The sequence below is a fragment of the Curtobacterium sp. MCPF17_018 genome, assembly GCF_003234135.1.
GTDB classification, from domain to species: Bacteria; Actinomycetota; Actinomycetes; order Actinomycetales; family Microbacteriaceae; genus Curtobacterium; species Curtobacterium flaccumfaciens.
The window spans coordinates 40,646-55,497 of the sequence record NZ_QKSJ01000017.1 but is presented as its reverse complement, the minus strand read 5'-3'; the positions used below and the strand labels follow the sequence as shown (position 1 = coordinate 55,497).

The 14,852-nt window shown below is 71.4% G+C and carries 15 protein-coding genes; 7 read left to right on the top strand and 8 right to left on the bottom strand.

The window, feature by feature from the left end:
* The first annotated feature begins 249 nt into the window (after positions 1 to 249).
* Positions 250 to 645 (top strand): hypothetical protein, encoded by a 396-nt coding sequence (locus DEJ27_RS16140; RefSeq protein WP_110862623.1) that lies wholly within the window; start codon positions 250 to 252, stop codon positions 643 to 645.
* 118 nt (positions 646 to 763) lie between these two features.
* Here the strand turns inward: DEJ27_RS16140 and DEJ27_RS16135 are convergent, their stop codons facing one another.
* The 3 genes from DEJ27_RS16135 to DEJ27_RS16125 form a co-directional block, all read right to left on the bottom strand.
* Positions 764 to 2,149 carry an FAD-binding oxidoreductase gene (locus DEJ27_RS16135; protein WP_111091432.1) on the bottom strand — a complete coding sequence of 462 codons (1,386 nt, stop codon included), beginning with the start codon at positions 2,147 to 2,149 and terminating at the stop codon, positions 764 to 766.
* A gap of 62 nt (positions 2,150 to 2,211) precedes the next feature.
* Positions 2,212 to 2,646: a VOC family protein gene (locus DEJ27_RS16130; protein WP_111091431.1), complete on the bottom strand. Its 435-nt coding sequence runs from the start codon at positions 2,644 to 2,646 to the stop codon at positions 2,212 to 2,214.
* Between the two features lie 37 nt (positions 2,647 to 2,683).
* The gene (locus DEJ27_RS16125) at positions 2,684 to 3,262 is read right to left on the bottom strand and encodes a TetR/AcrR family transcriptional regulator (RefSeq protein ID WP_111091430.1); all 579 of its coding nucleotides are present in this window, start codon (positions 3,260 to 3,262) and stop codon (positions 2,684 to 2,686) included.
* Between the two features lie 84 nt (positions 3,263 to 3,346).
* Between DEJ27_RS16125 and DEJ27_RS16120 the strand changes: the two genes are divergently transcribed.
* Complete coding sequence (locus tag DEJ27_RS16120; RefSeq protein ID WP_110862627.1) at positions 3,347 to 4,228, top strand: SDR family oxidoreductase; 882 nt, start codon at positions 3,347 to 3,349, stop codon at positions 4,226 to 4,228.
* 95 nt (positions 4,229 to 4,323) lie between these two features.
* Here DEJ27_RS16120 and DEJ27_RS16115 read toward each other — a convergent pair whose 3' ends face one another.
* Positions 4,324 to 5,199 (bottom strand): DUF808 domain-containing protein, encoded by an 876-nt coding sequence (locus tag DEJ27_RS16115; protein WP_110862657.1) that lies wholly within the window; start codon positions 5,197 to 5,199, stop codon positions 4,324 to 4,326.
* Positions 5,200 to 5,293: 94 nt separating this feature from the next.
* Between DEJ27_RS16115 and DEJ27_RS16110 the strand changes: the two genes are divergently transcribed.
* A complete protein-coding gene (locus DEJ27_RS16110; protein ID WP_111091429.1) occupies positions 5,294 to 5,563 on the top strand; it encodes a hypothetical protein in 270 nt (89 codons plus the stop codon).
* Positions 5,564 to 5,582: 19 nt separating this feature from the next.
* On the opposite strand, the gene DEJ27_RS16105 is transcribed toward DEJ27_RS16110, so the two are convergent.
* Complete coding sequence (locus DEJ27_RS16105) at positions 5,583 to 5,993, bottom strand: VOC family protein (RefSeq protein ID WP_111091428.1); 411 nt, start codon at positions 5,991 to 5,993, stop codon at positions 5,583 to 5,585.
* A gap of 47 nt (positions 5,994 to 6,040) precedes the next feature.
* Positions 6,041 to 6,619 (bottom strand): TetR family transcriptional regulator, encoded by a 579-nt coding sequence (locus DEJ27_RS16100; RefSeq protein ID WP_111091427.1) that lies wholly within the window; start codon positions 6,617 to 6,619, stop codon positions 6,041 to 6,043.
* A 68-nt stretch (positions 6,620 to 6,687) separates the two neighbouring features.
* On the opposite strand from DEJ27_RS16100, the gene DEJ27_RS16095 reads away from it, so the two are divergent.
* Positions 6,688 to 7,446, top strand: coding sequence for an SDR family NAD(P)-dependent oxidoreductase (locus DEJ27_RS16095; RefSeq protein ID WP_111091426.1), 759 nt, complete (start codon positions 6,688 to 6,690; stop codon positions 7,444 to 7,446).
* Between the two features lie 293 nt (positions 7,447 to 7,739).
* Here DEJ27_RS16095 and DEJ27_RS16090 read toward each other — a convergent pair whose 3' ends face one another.
* Both DEJ27_RS16090 and DEJ27_RS16085 read right to left on the bottom strand, forming a co-directional pair.
* Positions 7,740 to 8,327, bottom strand: coding sequence for a TetR/AcrR family transcriptional regulator (locus DEJ27_RS16090; RefSeq protein WP_111091425.1), 588 nt, complete (start codon positions 8,325 to 8,327; stop codon positions 7,740 to 7,742).
* A 76-nt stretch (positions 8,328 to 8,403) separates the two neighbouring features.
* Positions 8,404 to 10,668 (bottom strand): MDR family MFS transporter, encoded by a 2,265-nt coding sequence (locus DEJ27_RS16085; protein ID WP_258370386.1) that lies wholly within the window; start codon positions 10,666 to 10,668, stop codon positions 8,404 to 8,406.
* 96 nt (positions 10,669 to 10,764) lie between these two features.
* Here DEJ27_RS16085 and DEJ27_RS17860 point away from each other — a divergent pair, with 96 nt between their 5' ends.
* The 3 genes from DEJ27_RS17860 (at position 10,765) to DEJ27_RS16070 (ending at position 14,809) form a co-directional block, all read left to right on the top strand.
* Positions 10,765 to 11,229, top strand: coding sequence for a MarR family winged helix-turn-helix transcriptional regulator (locus DEJ27_RS17860; RefSeq protein WP_181420175.1), 465 nt, complete (start codon positions 10,765 to 10,767; stop codon positions 11,227 to 11,229).
* Between the two features lie 91 nt (positions 11,230 to 11,320).
* Positions 11,321 to 13,141: a DEAD/DEAH box helicase gene (locus tag DEJ27_RS16075; RefSeq protein WP_110862632.1), complete on the top strand. Its 1,821-nt coding sequence runs from the start codon at positions 11,321 to 11,323 to the stop codon at positions 13,139 to 13,141.
* 318 nt (positions 13,142 to 13,459) lie between these two features.
* Entirely contained in the window at positions 13,460 to 14,809 is a 1,350-nt protein-coding gene (locus DEJ27_RS16070; protein WP_146244711.1) for a fibronectin type III domain-containing protein, read from the top strand.
* Positions 14,810 to 14,852 lie beyond the last annotated feature (43 nt).

Genomic DNA, 14,852 nt, shown 5'->3' with positions numbered 1-14,852 from the left:
TCGGCGCGGCTGCTGTGTGCGCGCCGAACACACCCTCGGTGGGGTGGAGAACCAGCGATGTGCGGCTGGTGAGCGCTCCGGGTGTTTCCCGGTCGTTGCAGGTGATTCGGCACCCTGCGGCGAAGGGTTTGGACGGATTCGCCGTCGTTACCGCTCTGTGACCTTCGGGCTCATCCGGACAGCGGGCGCGCCTGCAAGTACGTTCTCTGAGAGGCCGCTGAACGTGGTCCATAGAGAAAGGCATTCCCCATGGCATCGACGTCCAGTCGTCCCACCTCCGTCACCGTCTCGTTCGTCATCTGGCTCGTCGTGGTCCTGGCGAACATCCTGCAGGGCATCATCGGTCTGGTCTCGGGTGGCAGCTCGTCCGCCGCACAGGACGTCGGCACCGCCCCGCTCGTCGGCGGCGCGATCTTCGCGTTCATCCTCGCCGTGATCGAGCTCATCATCGTCTTCAAGATGCGCGACGGCCGCAACTGGGCCCGCATCGTGCTGACGGTCCTCGCGATCCTGCAGCTCATCGGTGTCGGCGTCGGCGCGGCCTCGGGTGGCAACGCCTTCGGTTGGATCGGTGGCATCGCGGTGCTCATCGCGACCATCCTGATGTACGTCGGTGGCGCGAACGGGTACTTCCGTCGCCACTGAGCGGCGGGCGTGCGGATGCGCTCCTGCGTGACGCACACCGGTCGCTGAACGCGACCACCTGACGGACGGGAGGCCCGGTGCCAGCTGGCACCGGGCCTCCCGTCCGTCGTCTGCCCGGTCAGAACGCCTTGCCCGGGTTCAGGGTCCCCTCCGGGTCGAGCGCGTCCTTGACGGAGCGGTGCATCGCGAGCACGCGGTCGCCGAGCTCGACCCGCAGGCCCGGCAGCTTCAGCAGCCCGACGCCGTGCTCACCGGTCACGGTCCCACCGAGCGCCAGGCAGTCCGCCACGATCTGGTCGAACGCGGTCTTCGCACGGGCCTTCGCGGCGTCGTCGCCCTCGGGCGCGATGATCAGCGGGTGCAGGTTGCCGTCGCCGGCGTGCGCGATGTTGGCGATCGTGACGTCCTGTGCGTCCGCGGTCACCTGGATCCGCCGGAGCATCTCGGGCACCGCGCTCCTCGGCACGCAGATGTCCTCGGTCAACACCGGACCGAGCCGTTCGAGTGCCGGGTAGGCGAGTCGGCGGGCCTGGAACAGTCGGTCGATGTCCTGGGGATCGGTGGCCCGCTCGACGTCCGTGCCGCCGGCCCGCGCGAAGACGTCGGCGACGTGGTCGGCGATCCCGTCGCCGGCCGCACCGCGCTCGTCGACCCGTGCGAGCAGCAGGGTGTCGACGTCCGCCGGCAGCCCGAGGTGCATCCAGGCGTCGACGGCTCGCAGGCAGGTGCGGTCGACGATCTCGAGTGCCGCGGGGATGATGCCCGCGCGCGAGATCGCGGCCACGGCGTCGCCCGCTGCGGTCAGCGAGGGGAAGTACCCGATCACCGCCCGCTCGTCACGGCCGGCCAGGGGGAGCAGCTTCACGGTGACCGACACGACGATGCCGAGCGTGCCCTCGGAACCGACCATCGGCCCGGTGAGGTCGTACCCGGCGACGCCCTTCGCCGTCCGGCGACCGAGCTCGACCACCGATCCGTCGGCCAGCACGACGGTCATGCCGAGCACGTAGTCGCGGGTGACCCCGTACTTGACGCAGCAGATGCCGCCGGCGTTCGTCGCGACGTTGCCGCCGATCGTCGAGATGGCCGAGCTCGCCGGGTCCGGCGGGTACCAGAGGCCGTGCTCGGCGACCGCCGCGCGGAGTGCGTCGTTGATGACGCCGGGCTCGGTGACGGCGTAGCGCTCGTCGGTGTTCACCTCGAGCACCCGGTTCATCCGCTCGAGCGACACGACGATCGAGTCGGCCATCGCGTTCGCGCCGCCGGACAGGCCGGTGCCGGCACCACGGGGGACGACCCGGACACCCGCGGCTGCTGCCCAGCGGACGGCGGTGACGACGTCGTCGGTGCTGCGCGCCAGGACCACGGCGAGCGGCGCGGTGGAGTCGGCCCACTCGGCGTCGTCGTGACGGTAGCGCTCGAGCGACTCCGGGTCGCGGAGCACCTGGTCCGACCCCAGCAGGTGTTCGAGGGCGGTGGCGTCGGATGCGGTGGTGACGGTCATTCGGGGTGGGGGTCCTTCCGTGGCGCGGCGGTGCGGCTTCGGGTCCGTCGACGATACGCCGGTCAGTCCAGGCAGAACTCGTTGCCCTCGACGTCCTGCATGACGATGCACGACTCGTTCACCTGGTCCGCCGTCATCCGACGGACCTGGGTGGCGCCGAGCCCGACCAGTCGGGCGCTCTCGGCGTCGAGGGCCGCGAGCCGTTCGGCACCGAGCATCCCGGTGCCGACCCGGACGTCCAGGTGCACGCGATTCTTCGCCGTCTTGCCCTCGGGGACGCGCTGGAAGAACAGGCGGGGCCCGGCACCGGTCGGGTCGACGCACGCGAAGGCCGATCCCCGGTGCTCCGGCGGCAGCGACCGGTCGAACGCGTCCCAGTCGGCGAACCCCGGTGGGGGCGGTGGCACCACGTACCCGAGGACCTCGCACCAGAACCGGGCGACACGCTCCGGCTCGGCGCAGTCGAACGTCACCTGGACCTGTCGCACCGTTGCCATGGCGCCGAGGATACGTCGATGCGCGACCGGCGTCCGCTCAGCCGAGCTGGGCGGCCGCGGCTCGGAGCTCCGCGAGCGCGGCCGCGGCGTGGTCGGCCAGCCGGTCGTCGTCCGCACGCCCCACACCGGACCACCGCTCGAAGCCCTGCTTGAATGCCAGGACACCCATCTCGGCGGCCAGCCGCGCGGGCGCGTCGGCGACACCGCGGCCGACCAGGGCGTCGGTCATGGCCGCGGCCATCCCGACGCTCTTCAGGGCGTCGCGCTCCTGCAGCTCGGCGCTGGCGGCGACGGCCGCTCGCAGTCGTGGTCCGAGCTCGCGGTTGAGCGGTCCCATCTCGTCCGAGGCCCGTTCCAGTCCCGCGGCGACGGCATCGAGCGGGGTGGCGCCGGCCGGTGCGCCGGTGATCCCCTCGGCGAGGAGGCGGCTCAGGGTCTCCTGCCCGGCGACGAGCAGTTCGCGCTTGTCCGGGAAGTGCCGGAAGAACGTGCTCTTCGTGACACCGGCGCGGTCGGTGATCTGCGCGACGGTCGTCTCGTCGTAGCCCTGCTCGGAGAACAGGTCGACCGCGGCCAGGACCAGTCGTTCCCGGGCTCCGGGTTGCCATCGCACCATGGGACGATCATACGCGACGGGACAATTGTCCCATCGCGGGTGTACGGTGACGGTACAAAAGTCCCATCACTTCTGAGGAGCACCATGCACGTCTTCGTCACCGGCGGCACCGGCACCATCGGCACCGCGGTCGTCACCGAACTCATCGCAGCCGGGCACACCGTCACGGCCCTGGCCCGGTCGGACCGGTCGACCGCTGCCCTCGTCGCCGCGGGGGCGACCCCCACCCGCGGTGCACTCACCGACCTCGACGTGCTGCGCGAGGGCGCACGCGCCGCCGACGGGGTCATCAGCCTCGCGTTCTCGAACGACTTCAGTTCGGCGGAGGCGCTCGAGCGGGGCATCGCCGAGGAAGGTGCCGCCATGGCCGCACTCGGCGAGGCGCTCGTCGGCAGCGACCGCCCGTTCGTCGTCGTCTCCGGCACACCGTGGGAGCCTGGTCGGGCATCGGTCGAGACCGACCCGCTCCCGCTCGAGGGGCCGGTCGCGGGGCGAGCCCGATCCGTCCTCGCCGCCCTCGACCTGGCGGCACGGGGTGTCCGGGTCTCGGCGATCCGGCTGCCGCGCACCGTGCACGCGGACGGCACGGGCGGGTTCGCCGGGATCCTGACGGAGGCGGCCCGACAGGCGGGGGTCGCGGGCTACCCCGGCGACGGCGAGCAGCGGTGGCCCGCCGTGCACGCCGCGGACGCCGCGGTGCTGTTCCGGCTCGCGCTCGAAGGTGCTCCGGCGGGGACCGTCTGGCACGCGGTCGCCGACGAGGGCGACCGGGTGCGTGACCTGGCCGAGGTCATCGGGCGTCGGCTCGGCCTGCCCGTCGAGCGGGTGGCCGACGAGACGTTCGGCGCGTTCGCGCCGATCTTCGCGATGGACCAGCCGGCGTCGAGTGCCCACACGCGCGGAGCGCTCGGCTGGGTCCCGACGCACCCGAGCCTGCTCGAGGACCTGGAGAACGTGCAGCGCTGAGTGCGGCTCGCACCGTCAGCGGTGGGCGCGCGGTGCGCCGGACGGGAGGCGCGGCGTCGGACCGCCACGGGCCTCCCGTCCGCCGTGCAGCCGCGTCAGTGCCGCTTGCCGCGCAGGCGGCCGATGCCCAGCACGATGCCGACGACGACCATGCCCAGCGCGAGGCCGACCACGGCCGACACGGCCGTGTCGGCGATCCAGACGACGACGGGGCCTGCGGCCTCGAGCGCGTGCTCGATCACGTGCAGCAGGTCGTACGGACCGTGCCAGAAGGTCTCGGCGAGGTTCGCGATCACCAGGTGGCCACCGACCCACAGCATCGCGACCGTGCCGATGACGCTGATGACGCGGAAGACCATCGGCATAGCACGCACGATGCGGGCACCGATCCGGCGGGTGCGGCGGACGGAGTTCTTCATCATCTGCAGGCCGATGTCGTCGACCTTCACGAGCAGTGCCACGGCGCCGTAGACGACCGCGGTCATGACCAGACCGATCACGATCAGGGCGCCGAGCGTCGGCCAGAGCCCCAGGTCGGGGTCGAGGCCCGCCAGTGCGATGAGCATGATCTCGGTGCTCAGGATGAGGTCGGTGCGGATGGCGCCGAAGACGAGCTTCGGTTCGGTGACGGCCTCGTCGGACCCGCCCTCGTGGTGGACACCGAACCACTCGGTGACCTTCTCGGCACCCTCGAAGCACAGGTAGGTGCCGCCGAGCAGCAGCAGCCACGGCAGCACCCCGGGTGCGAAGGCCGTGAGCAGCAAGGCCAGCGGGATGATGATGATGAACTTGTTGAACAGGCTGCCGAGGGCGATGCGCCCGACGACCGGGAGTTCACGAGCGGGCTCGAGGCCCTGCACGTACTGGGGCGTGACGGCGGCGTCGTCGATCACGACCCCGGCGGTCTTCGCGCTGGCCTTGAGGGCTGCGGAGAGGATGTCGTCCACCACGGCGAGCAATCCGACTGACAATTCGTTCTCCACTCGTCTGACCTGTGACCGTGCACAGCGTAGTGGCCGCGGAGCATCCTGAACGCCAGCCACGGGGCGTCCGTAGGCTCGCGGCATGGCTGACTTCACCGCATCCCAGGCCGCCGTCGTCCGGATCGAGCGTTCCGAACAGGGGCGCTGGGACCTCTCCGTCATCAGCGACGCCGGTGTCGCGATGGGGCACGGGGTGTACCTGTTCGACGCGGACCACGACGACGCCGAGGACGAGCAGGCCGCGGCCCTCGACTTCGTGCGCGACTACGGGTTCCGGTTCGAGCGCGACTCGGTGCAGGCCGACGGTCCCGACGCCTTCTGGGCGCCGCTGCTGCCGTCCGACCAGCAGTAGGCGCTGCAGCGGGCGGGACTCAGCGCGCCGAGTCCTCGAACCCGATCAGCCAGGTGACCCCGTACGCGTCACGGACGGTGCCGTCCCAGTCGCCCCACGGGCGCTGCTGCAGCGGGTCGACGACCGTGCCGCCCTCGGCGAGCTGGTCGAACCACCGACGCAGGACGCCCGGTTCCGCAGCGCCGAGCAGTGAGAAGAGCAGCCCCGTCGCCGAGAACGGGGTGTCGCGCTCGCTCGCGTCCGCGGCGAACAGCTGCAGCTCGCCGGTGAGCTGGCCGTGCGCGACGGCGTCGGCCGGACCGTCCGTGCGGGAGAAGTCCGCATAGGTCGCGATCTGCACCTCGCCACCGAACACCCGCTGCCAGTGCTCGAGGGCCTGCCTGGCGGCGCCGGCGAACTGGAAGTACGGCGCGGGTCCGGTCGTGTGCATGCCCGGCAAGGTACTCCCGTGTGCGGAGTGGGGGAACCTCGGGCTCGTCAGCCGAGCAGCGCCAGTGCGCGCTCCACGACGTCCTCCGGCCGTCCGTCGCCGTGCAGCGCCCACCAGGTGAGTGCGGCGCTCGCGGCGGCGGCCAGCGTGTGGGCGCGCACGGCGACGGCGAGGTCGTCGGCGGTGACCCCGTCCCGCTCGGCCACGTACCGCAGGATCTCGTCGGTCAGGGCCGTGACCGTGGCGGCGCCGACGTGCTCGAGCGACGGGTTCGCGCGGATGACCCGGAGTCGGTGTCGGGTGACCTCGACCGCGTCGTCCGGGAACGTCGCTCCGATCCGGTAGGCCGCCCGGAGCGCCACCGCCGAGGGCTCGTTTGCCGGCCGTGACCGCAGGGCTTCGCGGAACCGTGCGGCGAACTCGTCGAGACCGCCCCACACCAGCGCCGCCTTGTTCGGGAACAGCCGGAAGAGCGACCGACGGCTCACCCCGGCCGCCGCGGCGACGTCCTCCATCGACACCGCGTCGAAGCCCTGCTCGTCGAACAGCCGGAGCGCGACGAGGGACACGGCGTCGGGGTCGATGGTGCGCGGGCGCCCCGTCGGACGGTCGTTCGTCGAGCTCATGGAGACCTTTCGGCACTGAGTGCTATAACCGGTGTGGCGCAGTGAGCGCCTCTCATCGAGGAGACGACATGACCGACACCACCGCCGGACGGTTCACCGGCAGGACCATCATCGTCACCGGAGCGGGTTCCGGCATCGGACGCGCCACGGCGACGCGCATCGCGAACGAGGGCGGGCGCGTCATCGCGACCGACGTCGTGGGCGAGCGACTCGACGCACTCCGCTCGGAGCTCGAGGGCTTCGCCGTGGAGACCGTCGTCGGCGACGTCGCCGCGAGCGAGACCATCGACGCACTCATCGCCGCCGCCGGCGACCGGGTGGACGGGCTCGCCAACGTCGCCGGCATCATGGACGCGTTCCTGCCGCCGGACGAGGTCGACGACGCCACCTGGGAGCGTGTCTTCAGCGTCAACGTCACCGGCCCGATGCGCCTGACGCGCGCGGTGCTGCCGCTGATGATCGCCGCCGGCAAGGGCTCGGTCGTGAACGTCGCGTCCGAGGCCGCGTTGAAGGCCTCGGCCGCCGGTGCTGCCTACACCTCGTCGAAGCACGCCATCGCCGGGTACACCAAGAGCGTCGCGTTCTTCCACGGGCCGCAGGGCATCCGGGCGAACGCCGTGGCACCGGGTGCGGTCGCCACGAACATCGAGGCACCGATGCGCAGCGAGTACGCGGCCCGCCGGGTCGGTCCGATCATGCAGACCACCATCCCGCCGGTCGCCCAGCCCGAGCAGCTCGCCGCCGCCATCACCTGGTTGCTGAGCGATGACTCGGCGAACGTCAACGGTGCGGTGCTGCCGAGCGACGGCGGCTGGTCCGTCGTCTGACCCGTTGCTGCGGCACGAGACGCCGTCGTCACGTCGAGACGCCTCCGGGAACGGGGGCGCCTCGACGACTTCGCGGCGTCGGGCGGACACGACGGCGTGTTCGCCACCCGGACACCTGACGGACGGGAGGCCCGTGGCGACACCGCCACGGGCCTCCCGTCCGGCTCCGGGCACGCGCACGGCGCGACGTTCCTTCCCAGAACAGGTGCACTGGAAAGCGGAATCGGGCGTACCGGGCAGGAACTTCCTGCCAGGTACGCCCGATTCGACAAGGTGAGCCGGCCGGCGGCGGCTCAGGAGACGAGCGCCGCCATCTCGCGCACGACGGCACGGAGCCGGTCCGCGAGCTCGTCGTTGCTCCGCACGGTCTCGCGGTGCGCCGCCTCGCTGAGCGCCGACATCACCAGGGTCACCGCGGTGCGGGCGGTCTGCGCGTCCGTGCGGGTGCCGACGACGCTGAGCAGGGACTGGCGCGACTCGGCCATCCACTGCATCACCATCGAGGACATCTCCGGCCGGAGCACGAGCAGCTCCTTCATTCGGAGGCGGTCCTGCGAGAGCGGGACGGTGGCCGCGACCAGGGTGCACAGGTCGTCGACCAGGGCACCGTCGGTCTCGGCGAACCAGGCCGCGGAGTGCTCCGGGACCTCGACGGAGTCGAGCCCGAGCGCGGCGTGCGCCTTCGACGAGAAGTAGTTGAAGAAGGTGCGGGGGGAGACGTCGGCGTCGGCGCAGATCTGCTCGACCGTGACGCCGTCGAGCCCGTGCGCGGACACCAGGGTGAGCGCTGCGTCGTGCAGTGCCTGCCGGGTCTGCTGCTTCTTCCGTTCACGCAGCGTGCACGGCTCCGTTGCCGCAGCCGCTGCCGGGGTGGTGATCACGTGGACTCCTGGTGGGTTGGTGTGTGTGGGCGGGGCGCCCGCCCGGAAAGGGGGCACGGACGGACGCCCCGGTCGGTCACCGACGGTGCGTCGGCGTGGATCCGGTCGAACCCGAACCGGTCGAACCCGATCCGGTCGAACCCGATCCGGTCGAACCCGATCCGGTCGAACCCGATCCGGTCGAACCCGAACCGGTCGGCACGGACCCGGTCATCGGGCCTGTGAACGAGCCGGCCTCGGCTGCGGCGGCTCCCGCCTCGGCCTCGAGCTGCGCCTCGGCGGACATGTCGGCCTGCTCCTGCAGCGCGGACCGCTGGCGCAGCGGCGGTACCCGGAAGAACCAGGTCAGCACGAACGCGAGCAGGATGACGCCGAGACCGACCCAGTAGATCGTCACGGACGAGGCGTTGAAGCCCGCCATGAACGGCCGGGTCAGGCGGCTGTCCGCACCGGTCAGGAACGAGGTGTCGTTCGTGCTGGTGGCGCTGTCGCTCGTGGTGTTGCCGTCGTCGATCTTCTTCGCCAGCTCCGGGGTGAGCTCGTCGACCCAGTAGGAGCGCTGTCCGGCGTCCGCCCAGTCGACGGACACGGTGCCGTCCTGCACGCTGGCGTGCGCCTGGTCGGCGACCTGCTCGAGTGCCGACCGTTCGGCGGCCGGCGTGGCCGCGGTGACCTGCTGGTCGATGACGGTCTGCGCTGCTGCGGCGGGCACGGCACCGGCGGTGACCTGCTGCTGCACGGCCGCGGTGACCTGCTCGGTGACCGCGGCGTCGGCGGCCTGCTTCGCCTTCGCCGAGGCGGCGTCGAGCTGCGACTGCACGGTCTTCGTCAGCGGGGTGACGACGGGCGTCCAGATCTTGTCCATGGCGCCCTGGTTCGCCTTCGCGCTGGCGACGGTCGGGTTGAGCGCGGCGTCGAGCGCCGGACCGAGGTCCTTCTGGTTCGCGGTCGCGGTCAGGATGTTCGCCGGCATCACCGAGAACAGGATGGACAGCAGCACGGCGGTGCCGAGCGTGCCACCGATCTGGCGGAAGAACGTGGCGGACGACGTGGCGACGCCCATGTCACGAGCCTCGACGGAGCCCTGCGACGCCAGGGTCAGCGACTGCATGACCGAGCCGAGGCCGAGCCCGATGAGGAACATGCCGATCATCAGGAACCAGAGCGGCTTGTCGATCGTCATGAAGGTCAGGACGACGTAGCCGGCGGAGACGAGCGCGGTGCCGATGACCGGGAAGATCCGGTACCGGCCGACGCGGGCGACGATCTGACCCGAGGTGATCGAGGCGATCATCAGACCACCGACGAGCGGCAGCGTCGCGAAGCCGGACTCGGTCGGGGTCAGTCCGACGACGATCTGCAGGTAGAGCGGGATGGTGAGCATCGCGCCGAACATCGCGAAGCCGACCAGGAACCCGATGACGGTCGCCATCGAGAACGTGCCCGAGCGGAACAGCTTGAGCGGGATGATCGCCGCGTCGCCCATCTTCGACTCGATGAGCAGCAGACCGATCAGGCCGACGACACCGACGACGTAGCAGGCGAGGGCGGCGGGGGAGCCCCAGCCCCAGATGCGGCCCTGTTCGGCGACGAGCAGGAGCGGCACGAGGGTGACGATGACGGCGGTCGCGCCCCACCAGTCGACCTTCGGCTTCGCGTCGCCGGCGCCGTGCACCTTCGGCAGGTGCAGGAACACGATGACCATGAGGAGCGCCGCGACACCGATCGGCACGTTGATCAGGAGCACCCAGCGCCAGCCGGTGATCCACAGGATCTCGGAGGAACCGGCGAGCAGACCGCCGATGAGCGGGCCGATGACGGACGAGATGCCGAACACGGCGAGGAAGTACCCCTGGTACTTGGCGCGCTCGCGCGGGGCGAGGATGTCGCCCATGATCGCGAGCGGCAGTGACATCAGCGCGCCGGCACCGATGCCCTGCACCGCGCGGAAGGCGGCGAGCATGAGCATCGAGGTCGACATCGACGACAGGACGGCGCCGAGGATGAAGACGACGATGCCGAAGATGTACAGCGGGCGGCGGCCGAAGATGTCGGAGAGCTTGCCGTAGATCGGCGTCGCGATCGTCGAGGTGATGAGGTACGCGGTCGTCACCCAGGCCTGCTGGTCGAGCCCGTGCAGGTCGTCGCCGATCGTGCGGATCGCCGTGCCGAACACCGTCTGGCCGAGCGAGGACAGGAACATGCCCGCCATCAGGCCGTAGATCACCAGGAGGATCTGACGGTGGGTCATCAGCGGCTGCTGGCCGGCGCCCCCGGAGGCCGCGGGGGCCTCGGCGGTGTGCCGACCGTGCTGCACCGGGACGGGTGCGGTGGCGGTCATCGAACTCCTTTTTCTGGCTGTGAAACTTTGCAGACCGCGCAACGATACATCTGTTGCTTCCGGCAAGCAACTAAATGTGCCCGCTACGCTGAGCGCGTGACCGACGACCGGCGTGCCGCCGAGCGACTCCTGCGATCCCAGCTCGACCGGCTGTGGGTCCGGCAGACCCTGCGCTCCTCGCTCATCGAGTCCCGGGGCGGGCTCGACCCGACGGCCCGCGTGATCCTGCGAGCCGTCGCCGGGCACGGCCCGGTCCGGGCGACCGCGATCGCCGACGCGACCGGGCTGTCGCGCCCGGTGATCAGCCGCCGGGTCGCCTCGCTGATCGAGGCCGAGCACCTGGTCGGGGCGCCCGACCCCGCCGACGGCCGCGCCACGCTCGTCGCCCTCGCCCCCGCCGGCCGCCGACTGCTCGACGAGCTGGACGCCGCCGGCGCCGAGGTGTTCGACGACCTGACGGGGGAGTTCGCCTCGGACGAGCTGCGCTCGCTCGCCGAGATGCTGACGCGACTGAACGACCGGGCCGACGCGGTCCTGGGGATCGGCACCACGCGCTCGTGACGTGACCAGGGGGACGGGCGGGAGGCCCGTGGCGGCGTCGCCACGGGCCTCCCGTCCCTGCGGAGCGCGCATTCGAGATACCGTTGGTGGTATGAGCACGGACACCACCCCCACCACTGAGACCCTCGACGACGGGCCCGTGGTGACGTTCGCCGATCTCGGCCTGAGCGACGCTGTGCTCAAGGCCGTCAAGGACATCGGCTACGAGACCCCTTCCGCCATCCAGGAAGCCACCATCCCCACGCTCCTCGCCGGGCGCGACGTCGTCGGCCTGGCGCAGACCGGCACCGGCAAGACCGCGGCCTTCGCGCTGCCGATCCTGTCCCGCATGGAGTCCGGCAGCAAGAAGCCCCAGGCGCTCGTGCTCTCCCCGACGCGTGAGCTCGCCCTGCAGGTCTGCGAGGCGTTCGAGCAGTTCGCGTCGCACATGAAGAACGTCCACGTCCTGCCGGTCTACGGCGGCCAGGCGTACGGCGTGCAGCTCTCCGCCCTGCGCCGCGGCGTCGACGTCATCGTCGGCACCCCGGGTCGCATCATGGACCACCTGGCGAAGGGCACGCTCGACCTGTCCGAGCTCAAGTACCTGGTGCTCGACGAGGCCGATGAGATGCTCAAGATGGGCTTCGCCGAGGACGTCGAGACGATCCTCGCCGACACCCCGGACGACAAGCAGGTCGCGCTCTTCTCGGCGACCATGCCCGCGCAGATCCGCCGCATCTCGCAGCAGTACCTGACCGACCCGGCCGAGATCACCGTCAAGACCAAGACGAAGACCGCCGCGAACATCACGCAGCGTTACCTGATGGTCTCGTACCCGCAGAAGGTCGACGCACTCACCCGCATCCTCGAGGTCGAGGACTTCGAGGGCATGATCATCTTCGTCCGCACCAAGAGCGAGACCGAGACCCTGGCCGAGAAGCTCCGTGCCCGCGGGTACGCCGCCGCCGCGATCAGCGGTGACGTCGCCCAGGCCCAGCGCGAGCGCACCGTCAACCAGCTGAAGTCGGGCAAGCTCGACATCCTGGTCGCCACCGACGTCGCCGCCCGTGGTCTCGACGTCGACCGCATCACGCACGTCGTGAACTTCGACATCCCGGTCGACATCGAGTCCTACGTGCACCGCATCGGCCGGACCGGTCGCGCCGGCCGCTCGGGTGACTCGATCAGCTTCGTCACCCCGCGTGAGCGTCGCCTGCTGTCCGCGATCGAGCGCCACACCAAGCAGCCGCTCACGCAGATGCAGCTGCCGACCATCGACGACGTCAACGAGACGCGCCTGACCCGCTTCGACGACGCCATCACCGCGGCGCTCGAGGACCAGGGCCGGATCGCGGCCTTCCGCGACGTCATCGCGCACTACGTCGAGCACCACGACGTCCCCTCGGACGACGTCGCCGCAGCCCTGGCCGTCGTGGCGCAGGGTGACTCGCCGCTGCTCCTCACCGCAGCCGACGACGCCCTCCGCACCCAGATGGAGCGCGACGCCCGTCGCAGCGAGCGCGACGAGCGTGGTGCCCGCGACGACCGTGGTGGGCGCAGCGACCGCGGCGACCGTGGAGGCGACCGCGACCGTGGTGACCGCGGACCGCGTCGTTCGCAGCCGATGACCCCGTACCGCATCGAGGTCGGCCGCCGCCACCGCGTCGAGCCGCGCCAGATCGTCGGTGCCCTCGCGAACGAGGGCGGTCTGCGCCGTGACGACTTCGGTGCGATCCAGATCCGTCCGGACTTCTCGATCGTGGAACTGCCGGCGGACATGGACGCCGGTGTGCTCGACCGCCTGACCGACACCCGGATCAGCGGCAAGCTCATCGAGATCCGCCCGGACCGCCGTGGTGGCGGGCGCCGGTACGAGGACCGCGCGCCGCGCGGTGACCGTGACGACCGTCCGGAGCGCAAGCCGCGCTACTGAGACGCGCCGCGTCCGAGACGCGACCCCCTTCTGACGGGAGGCCCGGTGCCGGCTGGCACCGGGCCTCCCGTCCGTCGTCGGTGCGGGTCCCGGGCCCCGAGACGCCGTCGTGTCGGTTCCACGCCGCCGAGTCGGCGAGACGCCGTCGGATTCGGCGGTGTCTCGGGAACACGACGGCGTCTGCCGGTCCGGGCCTGCGGCATCTTGCGGTGCGGGGAACCGCAGATCCCGCCCGCAGGCGTTCCCCTGGAGTCCGCAGGGTGCTGTGATACCCGGAGCCGTGACGCAGGGAGCCGCGGGGAAGGCAGGGGAACCATCGTGTACCGAGCACTCATCACCGCGGTGGCCGCCGCGGCGCTCGTCTTCGGAGGTGCGGTGCCGGCGACGGCGCACACCTCTCCGTCGGTGCCGGGAGCACCGACCGCCGTCCGCGTCACCGGCGACGCGGACAGTGCCACGCTGACGTGGCGCGGCCCGGACCGCGGCGCCAAGGTGACCGGTTGGAAGGTCGCCGTCGACGCCGTCGCGAACCGGCACGACCACCAGGTCCACCGACTCCACCCGCGCGCCCGCTCCGACCGCTTCGACGAGCTCTCGCCCGCGACCACGTACCGCTTCTCGGTGCGTGCCCTCGGCCACCGGGGGACCGGTCGCACGGTCACGCTGCGCTGGACGTCACCGCCGGCGCCCGAGCCGGAGACGACGCAGTCGCTGTTCGCCCTCGACGGCAACGGCGACGTCGTGCGGTTCCCGACCTCGGGCACGGACGAGCCCACCACGGTCGCGACCGACGGCGCCGGCTTCACCGCGAACGCCGACGGCGACGTCTTCACACCGTCGGTGGACGGCACCGCGATCCTGCTGCACCCGGCCGACGGCGGCGAGACCGAGACCATCGCGTCCGGTCTGCACCTGACCCCGGACCTGCGCTCCGACGCCGAGGGCAACCTGTACTGGGTGGACTCCGTGACCCGTGCGGTGCAGAAGCTGTCCGTGCGCGGCGGTGCTGCTGCCAGCGTGGTCGCCTTCGCGCCGCCCGAGAGCTCGGCGACGCGCACGCTGTGGGCGGTCGGCCGTGACGGCACGGTGTCGACGTTCTCGAGCACGAGCCGCGGTGGCGTGGTGAACACCGCCAGCCCGTCGGGCACCGTCACCAAGCGGACGGTCGTCGCGCCGAACGGCAGCGGCCTCGGGTACCTGAACGGCCTGCTCGCCGACGGCCAGGGCACGCTCTACGTCAGCTTCCAGGCGTTCGGCGGGTCCGGGTACTCCGGCTGGTACGCGATCGCCGCGGCATCGACGACGATCACGCTGTTCGAACCCCGCACCGCGTTCCAGTACGCCGCGGTGAACTCGACCCACCTCACGCAGCTGCAGTCGGCGGAGTGGTGCCCGTCGGCCAGCGAGGGGAGTCCGAAGGGCTGCCACGTCGACCAGACCCTGACACACCTGGTCGCCCGCGACGCCGCGGGGACGCTCAGCGAGCACACGATGAGCGGTCCGACCGCGAACGGTCGTGGTGCCTTCGTGGGAGCCGCCGACGAGGACGGCGACGTGTTCGTCGTGATCGGCGGCGGTCCGACGCCCGGGCTCTGGCGGGTGGGCGCCGACGGCGGTGCCGCCGAGCAGCTCTCGTCGGCGCAGTACTCGCGGCTCCAGGTGTCCTGAGCCGCGGCACGAGCGGGGCGGGGCGGGACGCAACGGCGCGTCT